Here is a 12730-nt window from a genome sequence, read left to right as displayed (position 1 = left end):
CCCTCGAGGCACGACAGCGCGGCTCGGGTGACGGAATTTCTTTCTCGCTCAAGGGGTTGTCATCGATTCTTGGATTTCGAAACGAGCGATCCATCATAGGTATTTATGGAATTCGATTCAAATCGAAACAAAATGTGTGATTAAGGCGCCGGTGGCGATCAGCCTGCGCTCATCAGCCAGGGACGACCAAGCGGCGGCCATGCAGCTTGCCTTCGATCATCTGGTTCGATGCCTGCTCGAGCTGGTCGAGCGTCAGCGTGCCCGCGTCGATCTCAGCGAAGCGGGCGGCGGGCAGCCTGGCGAGCCTGTCCCAGGCTTCGAGGCGCAGGGCGTACGGGGTCTCGACGCTATTGATCCCGAGCAGTGATACGCCGCGCAGGATGAAGGGGGCCACGGTGGTGGCGAGTTCCATGCCCGCGGCGAGTCCGATCGACGCGACCGCACCCTCGGGGCGGATCTGCGGCAGGATGGCGCTGAGAATCCCGCCACCGGCGTTGTCCACCGCCGCGGCCCAGCGCGCTGATCCGAGCGGGCGTACGTCATCGGCGAATCCTTCACGGGGCAGCACCTCTGTGGCGCCGAGCGCGCGCAGCCACTCCTGCTGCTCGGGTTTGCCGCTGAGCGCATGGACCTCGTAGCCTGCGTCTGCGAGCAGGGCGATCGCCCAGGCGCCGACCCCGCCGCTGGCGCCGCTGACCAGCACCGCTCCCTGGTCGGCGGCGATCCCGGCGCGCTCAAGCTTGAGCAGCGCGAGCATCGCAGTCAGCCCGGCGGTGCCGAGCAGCATCGCGCGGCGTGCATCGAGCCCCTCGGGCAGCGGTACCAGCCAGTCGGGATCGACGGCCATGCGCTCGGCATAGCCGCCCCAATGGCGCTCGCCGATGCCCCAGCCGGTCGCCACTACCTGGCTTCCCTCGGGATAGCGCGGATCGGTCGATTCGATCACCCGGCCGGCCGCATCGATACCCGGCACCATCGGATACCGGCGCACTATCTTGCCGCGGCCGCTGACCGCGAGGGCGTCTTTGTAGTTGAGCGCCGAGTACTCCACCGCGAGGACCACCGGGGCATCGGGCAGTCGCTGGGCCGGTAGCTGCTCGACACGCACGCGCGGGGCGGTTTCATCGACGAGCAAGGCGCGAAAGTGCGTCTGGGCAAGGGGCATGTAAATCTCCTGGTAGCGCGACGTGGAATGATGTCTGGTAAGCTTTTTGACTGGTATGCGGGACGCCTGCGTGGGGCCTTGGGCCCTCTGGCATCCCACCCTCTAGGAATTCCAAGGTGTCGGAAATTCGCGACGCTTGCCATCGGGCATTAGGACCAAGGCCGAAGGTGCGCGCGGCGTTCGTTTCGCTCATCAATTCATGCAACGGGTCATCGCGCGGATGAAATCAGCTAACACCGGCTTCACTCGACTTCTTCATTCGACTCGCTACTCCTGGTACGGCCTGCGCTCCGGCTGGCGTTTCGAGGAGGCATTTCGGCTCGAGGTGGTGCTGCTGGTGGTGCTGTTCCCCGCCACCTTCTGGCTCGCCCGCTCGTTCACCGACTGGCTGCTGCTGGTCGGCAGCGCGCTGCTGGTGCTGATCGTCGAGTTGCTCAACTCAGCGATCGAAGCCGTGGTCGATCGCGTCGGCAGCGAGTACCACGAGCTTTCCGGCAGGGCCAAGGATCTCGGCTCCGCCGCAGTACTGATCAGCGCGCTGTTCGCCGCCCTGGTGTGGGGCGGGCTCCTGCTGGTGAGGCTCGGCTTCGCGCCGTTCGGTGGCTGAGCACCTGCTAGACGCGGCGCTGCGCCTCCATCGCTTCCTCCAGCGCCTGATAGATCTTCGGCGACTGCGACTGGGCGACATTGAAGCGCAGGAAGCGCCCGGCGCTCTGCGACAGACTGAAGACGTTGCCCGGTGCCAGCACTACCCGCTGCTGCAATGCTCGCTGGGCCAGTCGTCCAGCGTCGAGACCCTCCGGCAGCCGGCACCAGACGAACATTCCACCGCGTGGCTCGAGCCATGGTTCGATACCGAGCCGGCGCAGCCGCTCGAGCGTTGTGCCCATCGAGTCCGAAAGCCGCTTGCGCAGCCCTTCCATGTGCTTGCGATAGGCGCCGTTGCTGAGCAGGGTGTGCAGCAGCTCGGCGGAGAAGTGCCCAGACTCGAACGCGGTGGCGAGCTTCAAATCGACCAGCCCCTCGATCCATTCCCCGCGCGCGGCGATGTAGCCGACCCGCACCGAGGCGGAGAGGGTCTTCGAGAAGCTGCCGGTGTGGATCACCCGCTCGAGGCCATCGAGCGCGGCGAGCCGGGGAGAGGGGCGAGACTCGAAGTCGGCGAAGACGTCGTCCTCGATGATCTTGAGCTCGAAACGCTCGGCGAGGCGCAGCAGTCGGTGCGCTACGTCGAACGAGATCGATGCGCCGGTCGGGTTGTGCAGGGCGGCGTTGGTGATGTAGAGCTTCGGGCGGTGCTCGACCAGGCAACGCTCGAACGCGGCCAGATCCGGCCCTTGGGGGGTGTAGGGCACGCTGACGACCTGGGCGCGGTGGGCGCGCAGCATTGCCTGGAAGCTGAAGTAGCAGGGATCGTCGACCACTACGGTGTCGCCTGGCTCGAGCAGGAAACGACAGAGCAAATCCACCGCTTGGGTGCCGGATTCGGTCAGCATCAGCCGTTCGGGCGGGGCGATCACCCCGCGTTCGCTGATCCGGTGGGAGAGCAGCTGGCGCAGCGAGGGCGAGCCCTGCGGCGTGCCGTAGGCGGTCAGCGGCGCCAGCGCCTGACGCGACAGCGCGCGCAGTGCGCGGCGGATCTCACGCTCGGGCATCCACTCCTCGGGTAGCCAGCCGCAGCCCGGCTTGAGCATGTCGGCACCGGCCTCGAGCGATTGACGCGTCACCCATACCGGGTCGATCTCGCGGTCGAGCCTGGGCCCCACCTCGCTCAGGCGTAGCGGTGGCAGCTGTTCGCCGACATAGAACCCTGAGCCGCGCCGCGCTTCGATCAGCCCCTCGGCGACCAGCCGTTCGTAGGCCTCGACCACGGTCGACTTCGACACCCCGAGCGACTCGGACTGTGCCCGGATCGACGGCAGCCGGCTGCCGGCGCTGAGGCTCCTGCCTTCGATACGCTCGCGGACTTGGGCCATTACCCGGGCCACCAGCGTCTGGCCCGGCTCTCCTCGATGGGTCGAAGTCATCGCAGCGTTCCCCATGGCGAGTGTACTGGTCGAGCGACCAGTACGGTTCGGTTGAATCGTACTGGCACTGTACCTGTCCCGTCGGCCTGGCGTCAGCCACCATCGTCGCATTCACCGCCATTCGTGCGGTGTGCCTGCCATCGCCGCCGAGGAGAACGATTAGATGTTTACGACTTCCGCCGAAAACCAGCAGCGCGCCGAGCGCATGCGACTCAAGGTCGGTCTCGCCGAGATGCTTAAGGGCGGCGTGATCATGGACGTCTGCAGCGTCGAGCAGGCCGAGATCGCCGAAGCCGCTGGTGCCTGTGCGGTGATGGCGCTGGAGCGGGTGCCGGCGCAGATCCGCGCCGAGGGCGGGGTGGCGCGAATGGCCAATCCGCGGCTGATCAAGTCGATCATGGCGGCGGTGTCGATCCCGGTGATGGCCAAAGCGCGCATCGGCCACTTCGCCGAGGCCGAGGTACTGGCGAGCCTGGGGGTCGATTTCATCGACGAGAGCGAGGTGCTGACCCCGGCGGACGAAGTCCATCACATCGACAAGCACGGCTTCGAGATTCCCTTCGTCTGCGGTGCGCGCGATCTCGGCGAGGCGCTGCGGCGAATCAACGAAGGCGCGGCGATGATCCGCACCAAGGGCGAGGCCGGCACCGGCGACGTGGTGCACGCGGTCAAGCACATGCGCCAGATCATGGCCGAGATCCGAAACCTCGCCGGGATGCGCGAAGACGAGCTCTACGTCGCCGCGCGCGACCATCGGGTGCCGTTCTCGCTGCTTCAGCAAGTCGCCGCCCAAGGCCGGCTGCCGGTGCCGAACTTCTCCGCCGGCGGCATCGCCACCCCTGCGGACGCCGCGCTGATGCGCAGCCTCGGCGCCGAGGCGGTATTCGTCGGCTCAGGCATCTTCATGAGCGACGGGCGCACCTTCGCCCCTCGAGAAGAGGCCGAGCAGCGCGCACGGGCGATCGTCCGCGCCTGTACCCACTTCGATCAGCCTGAGGTGGTCGCCGCCTGCTGCGAGGAGTGCGACGGCGCGATGAAGGGCCTCGCGGTAAGTTCGCTCGAGGATCGCGAGCTGTTCCAAGGACGCGGCTGGTGAGCGTGCGACGCATCGGCGTGCTCGCGCTCCAGGGCGCCTTCGATGCCCACCGCCGCGTGCTCACAGGCCTCGGTGTCGAGGCGCCGCTGGTGCGTAGTACCCGTGACCTCGAAGGGCTCGACGCCATCGTACTGCCCGGCGGCGAGTCGACCACCATGCAGCGATTTCTCGCCCGTGACGGACTGTTCGAGGCGCTGGGCGAGTTCGTCGCCGCAAGGCCCGCGCTGGGAACCTGCGCCGGGTTGATCCTGCTCGCCCGCGAGGTCGAACCGCACCAGCCGAGCCTTGGCGCGCTCGATGTGACGGTGGCGCGTAACGCCTATGGTCGCCAGCGCGACTCGAAGGTGCTGCGCAGCGAGACTCGCCTGCCCGGCGGGCCGCTCGAGATGGTGTTCATTCGCGCACCGAGGATCACCCGTCTCGGCGCGGGCGTGGAGGTACTTGCCCGGCGCGGGGACGACCCGGTGCTGGTGCGCCAGGGGCATGCCATCGGCTGCGCCTTCCATCCCGAGCTTGGAAACGACGATCGGGTGCATCGGCTGTTGATCGAGGCCTGTGCGCATGTATGAGCGAGTGATGGCCCAGGCCGTTGGCTCAGCTGAGCCGCTCCAGGTAAGGCGGCAGGTCGGGGTCGGGCAGTACCGAGAGTACCTTGATCCGCTTGAGTGTGCGTTCGCGGGCGCGTTGCAGGTGATCGCGCAGGTTGATCACCGCCGAGTCCACTGTGCCGTGGAGCAGCGACTCCATTACTAGCCGGTGCTCGACCAGGGTATTGGGGTCGATACCGGCATTGAGCACTTCGACGAAGATTCTGCCGATGTTGATTGGGTTCTGGCACTGCCGGATCAGCTTCGACATCTTCAGATTGCGCGGGCGGCCGAGACAGATGACGTGAAGGTCCTGTTCCAGCCGTTCGATCTCTTCCCAGCCGGTCGCGTTGCCACGGCGCTGAATGGTGGTAATGCGTTCGAGCATCGCGAGCAGCGTCTCGCGCGGCAGCTCGGCGGCACCCTGGCGCAGGGCTTCCGGCTCGAGTAGCGCGCGCAATTCGTAATCCTCGGTGATCGCTTGGGCGGTCAGGGGGCCTGCGAGCCATTGCGCATAAGGCCTTTTCTCCACCAAGCCGCGGTCGTGCAGACGCATCAGCGTCTCGCGAATCACGTGGCGGCTGACCCCCAGATATTCACAGGCACGCTGTTCGTCGATGCGGTAATGGCCGAATGCGATGGCGTTGCCGACCTGTTTGGCGAGCTCGTCGAGGATCCGTTCGCCGAGCGGCCTGACGTCGATCAACTCTTCGGCGGGATCGAGGCCGAGCAGTTTGCGCGACAGCGGCAGGCGCAGCGGTGCGAGCTCGACTCGCTGCGGATTGACTAGGTAGCCGCGCCCATCGAAACGCTGGATCAAACCTTCTTCGTGCAGCAGCGCCAGCGCCTGGCGTACCGGCACCCTGCTGGTGCCGAACAGCTGCCCCAAGGGGGCCTCGACCAGCACGAGTCCTGGCGCGAGGCGCCCATCCAGCATCGCCTCCCGCAGCGCATCGCGAATCATCTCGTAGCGCGCTGTGGCACGGGGCTCATCTGCACAGGGGCTCGCTTTCATCTAAATCCGTAGGTTTGAAGCGGGGCGGTGATTATCGCATAGCCGCTGGGCTGGTTCATGATCGGTTGCTCGCCCCATGGTGGTGCATCGATGGAGTGCGCATGCCCTCTTCTTTGAATAAATGTACTTATTGGAAAAACGATCACCATCGGTGCTTTGTCTTCTTTGGCTGTTGGCTGTCGATAACCGCATGATTCCGGCGGTTTACAGCAGTGACAGCACATGCGCTGCCAATGTTGGCATGCTGCCTGCATGAATAAAATGTATTTATTTCGTAAATATCCATTAATGCATGCTCAGGCTGTGGTGTCGTCTCCGCTGCGATGGATTCCGCCGCCGTTCCTGACAACAGGCTGGCGATGGAGCCGACGCGAACTTGCGACCAGCTCGGGCTTGCTTCTCGCTGGACGAAGAGGTCCGGTGCTTCGTCCAGCGCCCGCTCCCGACCGGAAATGGGACTGTAGTGATGACCAAGGAAATATTCGTTTCTATCGGCGTGGACGTCGATGCGGTGGCCGGATGGCTAGGCTCGTACGGCGGGGAAGATTCGCCGGATGACATTTCGCGCGGGCTGTTCGCGGGGGAGGTCGGGGTGCCGCGCCTGCTCGAGCTGTTCGCCAGGTACGAGCTGCGCACGACCTGGTTCGTTCCTGGTCATTCGGCTGAAACCTTTCCCACGCAGATGAAGGCAGTGGCCGAGGCAGGGCATGAAATCGGCATCCATGGCTACAGCCACGAAAATCCCATCGCGATGACTCCCGAGCAGGAAGAAATCGTGCTCGACAGGTCGATCGAGCTCATTTCTCAGCTGTCGGGCAAACGGCCCACCGGTTATGTCGCGCCTTGGTGGGAGTTCAGCCGAGTGACCAACGAACTGCTGCTGAAGAAGGGGATCAAGTACGACCACAGCCTGATGCACGACGACTTCCATCCGTATTACGTCCGGGTCGGCGATCGCTGGACCAAGATCGACTATAGCCAGCATCCGGATACCTGGATGAAACCCTTGGTGCGTGGTGAGCAGACTGATTTAGTCGAGATCCCGGCCAACTGGTACCTCGACGACCTGCCGCCGATGATGTTCATCAAGAAGTCACCCAACAGCCATGGTTTCGTCAATCCACGCCAGTTGGAAGAGATGTGGCGCGACCAGTTCGACTGGGTCTATCGCGAGTACGACTACGCCGTGTTCCCGATCACCATCCATCCCGACGTTTCCGGCCGCCCACAGGTGTTGCTGATGCTCGAACGTTTGATCGAGCACATCCGCGCTCACGCCGGCGCGCGCTTCGTCACCATGGACGAGATCGCCGACGACTACCTCCAGCGTCGACCGCGCCAGCGCTGACCCGCGTCCCACTCTTCTTCACGAGGCAAGCCACAATGACAACTCAAGATGCTTCGACTCATCCCAGCGCCGAGCACGCCCCATGGGCACCGGACCGACTATCTTCCAAGGATATCCGCTTCGCGACTTGGATCGCGTTCTTCGCTTGGGTCTTCGCGGTATACGACTTCATCCTCTTCGGTACGCTCTTGCCGGAGATCGGACGCCACTTCGGTTGGAACGAGACCGAGCAGGCCGAGATCGCGACTTGGGTCGCCCTCGGCGGCGCGGTCATCGCCTTCGCGATCGGGCCTGTGGTCGACCGTCTGGGGCGCCGCAGCGGCATCGTGATCACCGTGGGCGGGGCCGCGATCTGCTCGTTGCTGACCGCGATCGCCGGCGGCTGGGGCAAGGGCGCGATGATCGGCATTCGCTCGGTCGCAGGTCTCGGCTATGCCGAGCAGACGGTCAACGCCACCTACCTGAGCGAGCTCTATGCTTCCACCGACGACCCGCGGCTGCAGCGGCGCAAAGGATTCGTCTACAGCCTGGTGCAGGGGGGATGGCCGGTCGGCGCACTGCTGGCTGCGGCGCTGACCGCGGTACTGATGCCGATCATCGGCTGGCAGGGGAGCTTTATCTTCGCTGCGCTGCCTTCATTGGTGATCGCGGTACTTGCGATGAGACTCAAGGAGAGTCCGCAGTTCGAACTCCACCGGCGTATCGCGGGGCTACGTAAGGAGGGTGGCGAGAGCCGGGCGCGTGCGCTGGCGGACGCCCATGGGGTGGACTACGAACAGCACCGCGGCGCGGGTATCGCCGCAGCGTTTCGCGGCCCTTCGCTGCGCGCCACGCTGGTTCTCGGCGGTGCCTTCCTGCTCAACTGGTTCGCCATCCAGGTGTTCAGCGTGCTCGGTACCACGGTGATCACCCAGGTGCACGCAGTCTCGTTCGAAAACTCCCTGCTGATCCTGGTGCTCTCCAACCTGGTGGGCTACTTCGGTTATCTCACCCATGGTTGGCTCGGTGACCGCTATGGTCGTCGCAACGTCATCGCGGTGGGATGGATGCTGGGGGGCGTGGTGTTCACCCTGATGCTCCAGGCACCGGACGATTTCACCACCATCGTCGCGCTCTATAGCCTGGGGCTGTTCTTTCTCATCGGCCCCTATGCCGCCGCGCTGTTCTTCATCAGCGAGAGTTTTCCGACTTCGATTCGTGCCACCGCAGGCGCACTGATCGGGGCAATGGGACCGGTCGGCGCGATCCTCGCCGGATTCGGCGCCACCTCCGTGCTCAGCGCCGGAGGTAGCTGGCACGAAGCGGCGCTGTGGTTCGGTGCGCTGCCTTGCCTGCTTTCAGGCATCGTGATGTGGGCGGCACGCCATGTCGACCCCAGCAGCCTCGGTGAAGGAGTGAGCCGATGATTGGCGAAACCAGCGTCGTTGCCCTGATCACCGGCGCCGCCAGCGGTATCGGCCAGGCGCTGGCGGTGGGCTATGCCAGGCAGGGAGTGCGTGTGGTCGGCGGCTATTTTCCGGCGGACCCGCATGATCATCGGGTCACCGTGGGCGAGGTCGAGCGAGCCGGCGGCGAATGCTTGATGCTGCCTCTGGATGTGACCGACAGCGGCTCCGTGGATGCACTGGCCGATGCAGCGCTGGACCGCTTCGGCCGGCTCGACATTGCCGTGGCCAATGCCGGCTTGCTGCGCAGTGCACCGCTGTTGGAGATGAGCGACGAACGCTGGCACGAGATGCTCGATGTCGACCTGACCGGGGTGATGCGCACCTTTCGAGCCTGTGTCCGCCACATGGGGCGAGGCGCCTCGCTGGTGGCGATATCTTCTATCGCGGGCGGCGTCTACGGCTGGCAGCAGCATGCCCACTACGCTGCGGCCAAGGCTGGCGTGCTGGGACTGTGCCGCTCGCTCGCGGTAGAGCTGGCGCCGCGGGGAATTCGTTGCAATGCGGTGATTCCAGGTCTGATCGAAACTCCCCAGTCGCTGGATGCGCAGCATTCCCTCGGCCCGGACGGGCTGGAGAAGGCGGCTCGGTCGATTCCGCTCGGTCGGGTCGGGCAGCCAACTGAGGTAGCCGATCTGGTGCGCTACCTGACCGGTAGCGAAGCCAGCTACCTGACGGGCCAGAGCATCGTCATCGACGATGGGCTCACCGTGCGTTGGCCCGATTGAGGTCAGCGCCCCATTTGCTGGAGGAAGACTGGTGCCATCATCGCACACCCCAATGAGCTCGCCGTCGTGTTCTCAGCTCTCCACCAGGCGGGCCGTCGTCACTGGTGCTGCCAGCGGTATCGGTGCCGCGATCGCGCGGGCATACGCGCTCGCCGGCGCGCGCCTGGTTCTTTCGGACCGCAACGCTGTGGAACTCGCGCGCAGCGCCGCGGCCTGCCGCGATCTCGGTGCCGAAGTGATCGAGGTGACCGCCGACGTCGGCAGCCGCGAGGGCGCTCGCGCAGGCGTCGAGGCATGCGTGAAGGGCTACGGTGGTATCGATGTGTTGGTCAACAATGCGGGCCTGCTGACCCAGGCGCGCTGCCTCGACCTCACCCAGGCGATGTGGGACGAGATGCTGCGCGTCGATCTGACCAGCGTATTCGTCTCCAGCCAGTGCGCGCTGCCCTTCATGATCGACCAGCGCTGGGGCCGCATCATCAACCTGGCCTCTCAGCTTGGCATCAAGGGGGGCGCCGAACTTTGCCACTATGCCGCTGCCAAGGCCGGGGTGATCGGTTTTACCAAGTCCCTGGCGCTGGAGGTGGCCAAGTACAACGTGCTGGTCAATGCGATCGCACCGGGGCCGATCGAGACACCGTTGGTCGACGGCATCAGCCAAGCATGGAAGCGCTCCAAGGCCGCGGAGCTGCCGCTGGGGCGCTTCGGCCTCGCCGAGGAAGTCGCTCCGGTCGCAGTACTGCTGGCGTCGGAGCCCGGTGGTAACCTGTTCGTCGGTCAGACGCTCGGCCCCAATTCCGGCGACGTAATGCCCTGATATAGGGAGGAAAGGATATGTGCGGACTTTGCGGTCTGCTGGGCGAGCAAGCGCACTGGAGCGACCCGCTCGGTGAGGACGCGCTGTGGCGTCGCGAACGGGCGCGCAGGATCCACGCGATCAATCGAGCGATTGCGCCCTCGCGCCTGAGCGTCACCGACTTCCAGGGCGTTGCCTATCTGCTGCAGGGAGCGACCGGGCGCCAGCAACTGGCGAGCGGTCTCGACGAGCTCTGGCGCGCGGCCGAGGCGCTGCTCGGGCGCGCGCTCGACCCGTTGTCACCGGCGATCCTGGACCACCTGGAAGCAGCTCCATGAGCATTCCATTCAATCTGGTCACCGGTTTTCTCGGCAGCGGCAAGACCACCCTATTGAAGCGTCTGCTGACCGGCGAAGCGCTGGGCGATACTGTGCTGCTGGTCAACGAATTCGGCGAGATTGGCATCGATCACCTGCTGGTCGAGGAGATCGCGCCGGATGCCGTGCTGCTGCCGAGCGGCTGCGTTTGTTGCTCGGTCCGCGGTGATCTGAAGCAAGCGCTGCTCGAGCTGGACGCGAAGCGGGCGCGAGGGGAGCTGCCCGCGTTCCGGCGTGTATTGCTGGAAACCACCGGGCTTGCCGAGCCGGCGCCGATCCTGGCAACGGTTGCTACCGATCATCAGCTGCGCGGGCGCTATCGATTCGGCTTGATCATCACCGTGGTCGATGCCCAGCACGCGGTGACCCAGGCCGCCCTGCATCCCGAGTGGCTCGCCCAGGTGGCGGCGGCCGATCGTTTGCTGATCAGCAAGGCAGACGTGGTCGACGCTGACGCGATCGACCAGCTGCGACAGCGTCTGTCACGGCTTAATCCCGCCGCCGTGCAGGCATTGACCACGGAGATCGACGACCATGACGCGCTGCTGCTGGACGCCGGCGTGCACGGCCCCGATCCGGGCGGCGAAGTGGCGCAATGGCGTCTTTTTTCCCCGCCTAAGGCAAGTGTCCACGGGGAGGCGCAGGTCTGCTGTCTCGAGTTCGATCGACCTTTGGACTGGATGCTCTTCGGCGTCTGGCTTTCCATGCTGTTGAGATGCCATGGTCAGCGAATCCTCAGGGTCAAGGGGATTCTCGATGTGGCCGGGTCGGCGAGCCCGGTGGTGATCCACGGCGTGCAGCATTGCCTGCATGCGCCGGTGCATCTGGCCGCTTGGCCGAAAGGCGAGCGGCATTCACGGTTAGTGTTCATCGTTCGTGGCCTCGAGGTCGCCGCGCTACGGCGCTCCTTCACTGCGTTTCTCGGCCGAGCGGAGCATGCGTTATGACCACTACGCTGCGGGTACTCGGCACCTCGGTCACTCTGCTCGAAGCGATACGTCTGCGCGCCGAGCAGGAACTGGGTATCGAGTTGATCTACCAGATTCACGACGTGCAGCAGGCCCAGCGGATCGCGGTGATGGATCCGCACAGCTACGACCTCTACGACCAGTGGTTCCACAACGTCGATTTCGTCTGGCCAGCGCGTGCGATCCAGCCGATCGACATTCGACGGATCGCGCTGTGGGACGAAATCAACGATCTGCCCAAGCGCGGTCGTCTGCATCCCGGCGATCGCCTCGCCGTTGGCAGCCTGCCCTGCGATCGCCTGTTCGTCCAGCACGATGGGACGCTGGGCAGCCAGCCGAGTTCGCTGATCAGCATGCTGCCGCTGACCCACAACGCCGATAGCTTCGCCTACCGGCCAGAGTGTCTGCCACTCTCGCTGCGGCAAAGCGAAGAAAGCTGGGCCTGGCTGGTCGACGAGGATTGGTGCGGTCACATCGCCTTGCAGAGCGACGCGGCGATCGGTGCCCTCGACGTTGCCTTGGCGCTGCAGGCCAGTGGCTGCCTGCGCTTCGGCGATGTCGGCAATCTTCGCCTCGACGAGATCGATCGACTGGCCGACCTGCTCATCGAGCGCCAGCGGCACGGTCATTTCGCCGCCTTCTGGTCGGACGATCATGAGGCCGGGGAGCTGATGCTCGACCCCGAGGTGCACATCCAGAGCCTTTGGTCGCCGACGCTGATGCGGCTGCATCGCGCGGGGATCAGCTACCGCCTGGCGGTTCCAAAGGAGGGATACCGGGCCTGGTTCGGGGGGCTCTGCTTGTCCCGGTGCGTGCAGGGCAAGGTACGTGATGCCGCGTACGCCTATCTCAATTGGTGGCTATCGGGCTGGCCGGGCGCGATGATGGCGCGCCAGGGCTTCTACATTTCGAACCCTCCGCGGGCCCGGGACTACCTCTCCCCAGCGGAGTGGGACTACTGGTATGCGGGCGCCCCGGCCAGCGAGCAGCTCTACGGCAGCGATGGGATGGCGTTGATCGATGCCGGAGAGCGACGCGAAGGCGGCTCCTATGCGCAGCGCATGGCACGCATCGGGGTCTGGAACTCGGTGATGGACGAGCACAACTATCTGGTTCGGCGCTGGGGCGATCTACTGCGCAGTGCAAGGCCCACGGCCTGAGCTGGGCGGCTGTCGGTA

The 12730-nt window shown here is 65.2% G+C and carries 13 protein-coding genes; 10 read left to right on the top strand and 3 right to left on the bottom strand.

The genetic code is table 11. The features are described 5' to 3' along the window. Positions 1 to 172: 172 nt before the first annotated feature. On the bottom strand, positions 173 to 1165 hold the full coding sequence (locus tag Q376_RS0100660; protein ID WP_027348658.1) for an MDR family oxidoreductase: 993 nt from the start codon (positions 1163 to 1165) through the stop codon (positions 173 to 175). Positions 1166 to 1385: 220 nt separating this feature from the next. Here Q376_RS0100660 and Q376_RS0100655 point away from each other — a divergent pair, with 220 nt between their 5' ends. After that, positions 1386 to 1772: a diacylglycerol kinase gene (locus tag Q376_RS0100655; protein ID WP_027348657.1), complete on the top strand. Its 387-nt coding sequence runs from the start codon at positions 1386 to 1388 to the stop codon at positions 1770 to 1772. Positions 1773 to 1779: 7 nt separating this feature from the next. Here Q376_RS0100655 and Q376_RS0100650 read toward each other — a convergent pair whose 3' ends face one another. Then, positions 1780 to 3192: an aminotransferase-like domain-containing protein gene (locus Q376_RS0100650; RefSeq protein WP_027348656.1), complete on the bottom strand. Its 1413-nt coding sequence runs from the start codon at positions 3190 to 3192 to the stop codon at positions 1780 to 1782. Positions 3193 to 3355: 163 nt separating this feature from the next. Here Q376_RS0100650 and pdxS point away from each other — a divergent pair, with 163 nt between their 5' ends. Together pdxS and pdxT are read left to right on the top strand one after the other, a co-directional pair. Continuing rightward, the gene (pdxS, locus tag Q376_RS0100645) at positions 3356 to 4288 is read left to right on the top strand and encodes a pyridoxal 5'-phosphate synthase lyase subunit PdxS (protein ID WP_027348655.1); all 933 of its coding nucleotides are present in this window, start codon (positions 3356 to 3358) and stop codon (positions 4286 to 4288) included. Then, the gene (gene pdxT / locus Q376_RS0100640) at positions 4285 to 4857 is read left to right on the top strand and encodes a pyridoxal 5'-phosphate synthase glutaminase subunit PdxT (protein ID WP_027348654.1); all 573 of its coding nucleotides are present in this window, start codon (positions 4285 to 4287) and stop codon (positions 4855 to 4857) included. Before pdxS ends, pdxT begins: the two co-directional genes overlap by 4 nt. A 25-nt stretch (positions 4858 to 4882) precedes the next feature. On the opposite strand, the gene Q376_RS0100635 is transcribed toward pdxT, so the two are convergent. Beyond that, positions 4883 to 5890: a GntR family transcriptional regulator gene (locus tag Q376_RS0100635; protein WP_027348653.1), complete on the bottom strand. Its 1008-nt coding sequence runs from the start codon at positions 5888 to 5890 to the stop codon at positions 4883 to 4885. A 466-nt stretch (positions 5891 to 6356) separates the two neighbouring features. On the opposite strand from Q376_RS0100635, the gene Q376_RS0100630 reads away from it, so the two are divergent. The 7 genes from Q376_RS0100630 to Q376_RS25285 are packed head-to-tail and all read left to right on the top strand — an operon-like array spanning position 6357 to position 12712. Next, positions 6357 to 7238, top strand: coding sequence for a polysaccharide deacetylase family protein (locus tag Q376_RS0100630; RefSeq protein ID WP_027348652.1), 882 nt, complete (start codon positions 6357 to 6359; stop codon positions 7236 to 7238). A gap of 35 nt (positions 7239 to 7273) precedes the next feature. Continuing rightward, positions 7274 to 8644 (top strand): MFS transporter, encoded by a 1371-nt coding sequence (locus Q376_RS0100625; RefSeq protein ID WP_027348651.1) that lies wholly within the window; start codon positions 7274 to 7276, stop codon positions 8642 to 8644. Then, complete coding sequence (locus Q376_RS0100620; protein ID WP_043445499.1) at positions 8641 to 9411, top strand: SDR family NAD(P)-dependent oxidoreductase; 771 nt, start codon at positions 8641 to 8643, stop codon at positions 9409 to 9411. Before Q376_RS0100625 ends, Q376_RS0100620 begins: the two co-directional genes overlap by 4 nt. 31 nt (positions 9412 to 9442) lie before the next feature. Further along, entirely contained in the window at positions 9443 to 10228 is a 786-nt protein-coding gene (locus Q376_RS0100615; protein WP_245598871.1) for an SDR family NAD(P)-dependent oxidoreductase, read from the top strand. Positions 10229 to 10245: 17 nt separating this feature from the next. Next, positions 10246 to 10545 carry a hypothetical protein gene (locus Q376_RS0100610; RefSeq protein ID WP_027348648.1) on the top strand — a complete coding sequence of 100 codons (300 nt, stop codon included), beginning with the start codon at positions 10246 to 10248 and terminating at the stop codon, positions 10543 to 10545. Next, on the top strand, positions 10542 to 11531 hold the full coding sequence (locus Q376_RS0100605; RefSeq protein ID WP_027348647.1) for a CobW family GTP-binding protein: 990 nt from the start codon (positions 10542 to 10544) through the stop codon (positions 11529 to 11531). Before Q376_RS0100610 ends, Q376_RS0100605 begins: the two co-directional genes overlap by 4 nt. Next, positions 11528 to 12712 (top strand): ABC transporter substrate-binding protein, encoded by a 1185-nt coding sequence (locus Q376_RS25285; RefSeq protein ID WP_027348646.1) that lies wholly within the window; start codon positions 11528 to 11530, stop codon positions 12710 to 12712. The genes Q376_RS0100605 and Q376_RS25285 overlap by 4 nt, the downstream gene beginning before the upstream one ends. Positions 12713 to 12730: the final 18 nt, after the last annotated feature.

It is taken from the genome of Halotalea alkalilenta DSM 17697 (assembly GCF_000621205.1).
Lineage (GTDB): Bacteria > Pseudomonadota > Gammaproteobacteria > Pseudomonadales > Halomonadaceae > Halotalea > Halotalea alkalilenta.
The sequence above is the reverse complement of the archived record's forward strand: the minus strand, read 5'-3'. Positions and strand labels throughout refer to the sequence as shown.

Bases quoted from the DNA above. Each gene is read 5' to 3' on its own strand.
- Q376_RS0100660 (WP_027348658.1), bottom strand. From the start codon at position 1,165: ATGCCCCTTGCCCAGACGCACTTTCGCGCCTTGCTCGTCGATGAAACC.
- Q376_RS0100655 (WP_027348657.1), top strand. From the start codon at position 1,386: ATGAAATCAGCTAACACCGGCTTCACTCGACTTCTTCATTCGACTCGC.
- Q376_RS0100650 (WP_027348656.1), bottom strand. From the start codon at position 3,192: ATGACTTCGACCCATCGAGGAGAGCCGGGCCAGACGCTGGTGGCCCGG.
- pdxS (WP_027348655.1), top strand. From the start codon at position 3,356: ATGTTTACGACTTCCGCCGAAAACCAGCAGCGCGCCGAGCGCATGCGA.
- Q376_RS0100635 (WP_027348653.1), bottom strand. From the start codon at position 5,890: ATGAAAGCGAGCCCCTGTGCAGATGAGCCCCGTGCCACAGCGCGCTAC.
- Q376_RS0100630 (WP_027348652.1), top strand. From the start codon at position 6,357: ATGACCAAGGAAATATTCGTTTCTATCGGCGTGGACGTCGATGCGGTG.
- Q376_RS0100625 (WP_027348651.1), top strand. From the start codon at position 7,274: ATGACAACTCAAGATGCTTCGACTCATCCCAGCGCCGAGCACGCCCCA.
- Q376_RS0100620 (WP_043445499.1), top strand. From the start codon at position 8,641: ATGATTGGCGAAACCAGCGTCGTTGCCCTGATCACCGGCGCCGCCAGC.
- Q376_RS0100610 (WP_027348648.1), top strand. From the start codon at position 10,246: ATGTGCGGACTTTGCGGTCTGCTGGGCGAGCAAGCGCACTGGAGCGAC.
- Q376_RS0100605 (WP_027348647.1), top strand. From the start codon at position 10,542: ATGAGCATTCCATTCAATCTGGTCACCGGTTTTCTCGGCAGCGGCAAG.
- Q376_RS25285 (WP_027348646.1), top strand. From the start codon at position 11,528: ATGACCACTACGCTGCGGGTACTCGGCACCTCGGTCACTCTGCTCGAA.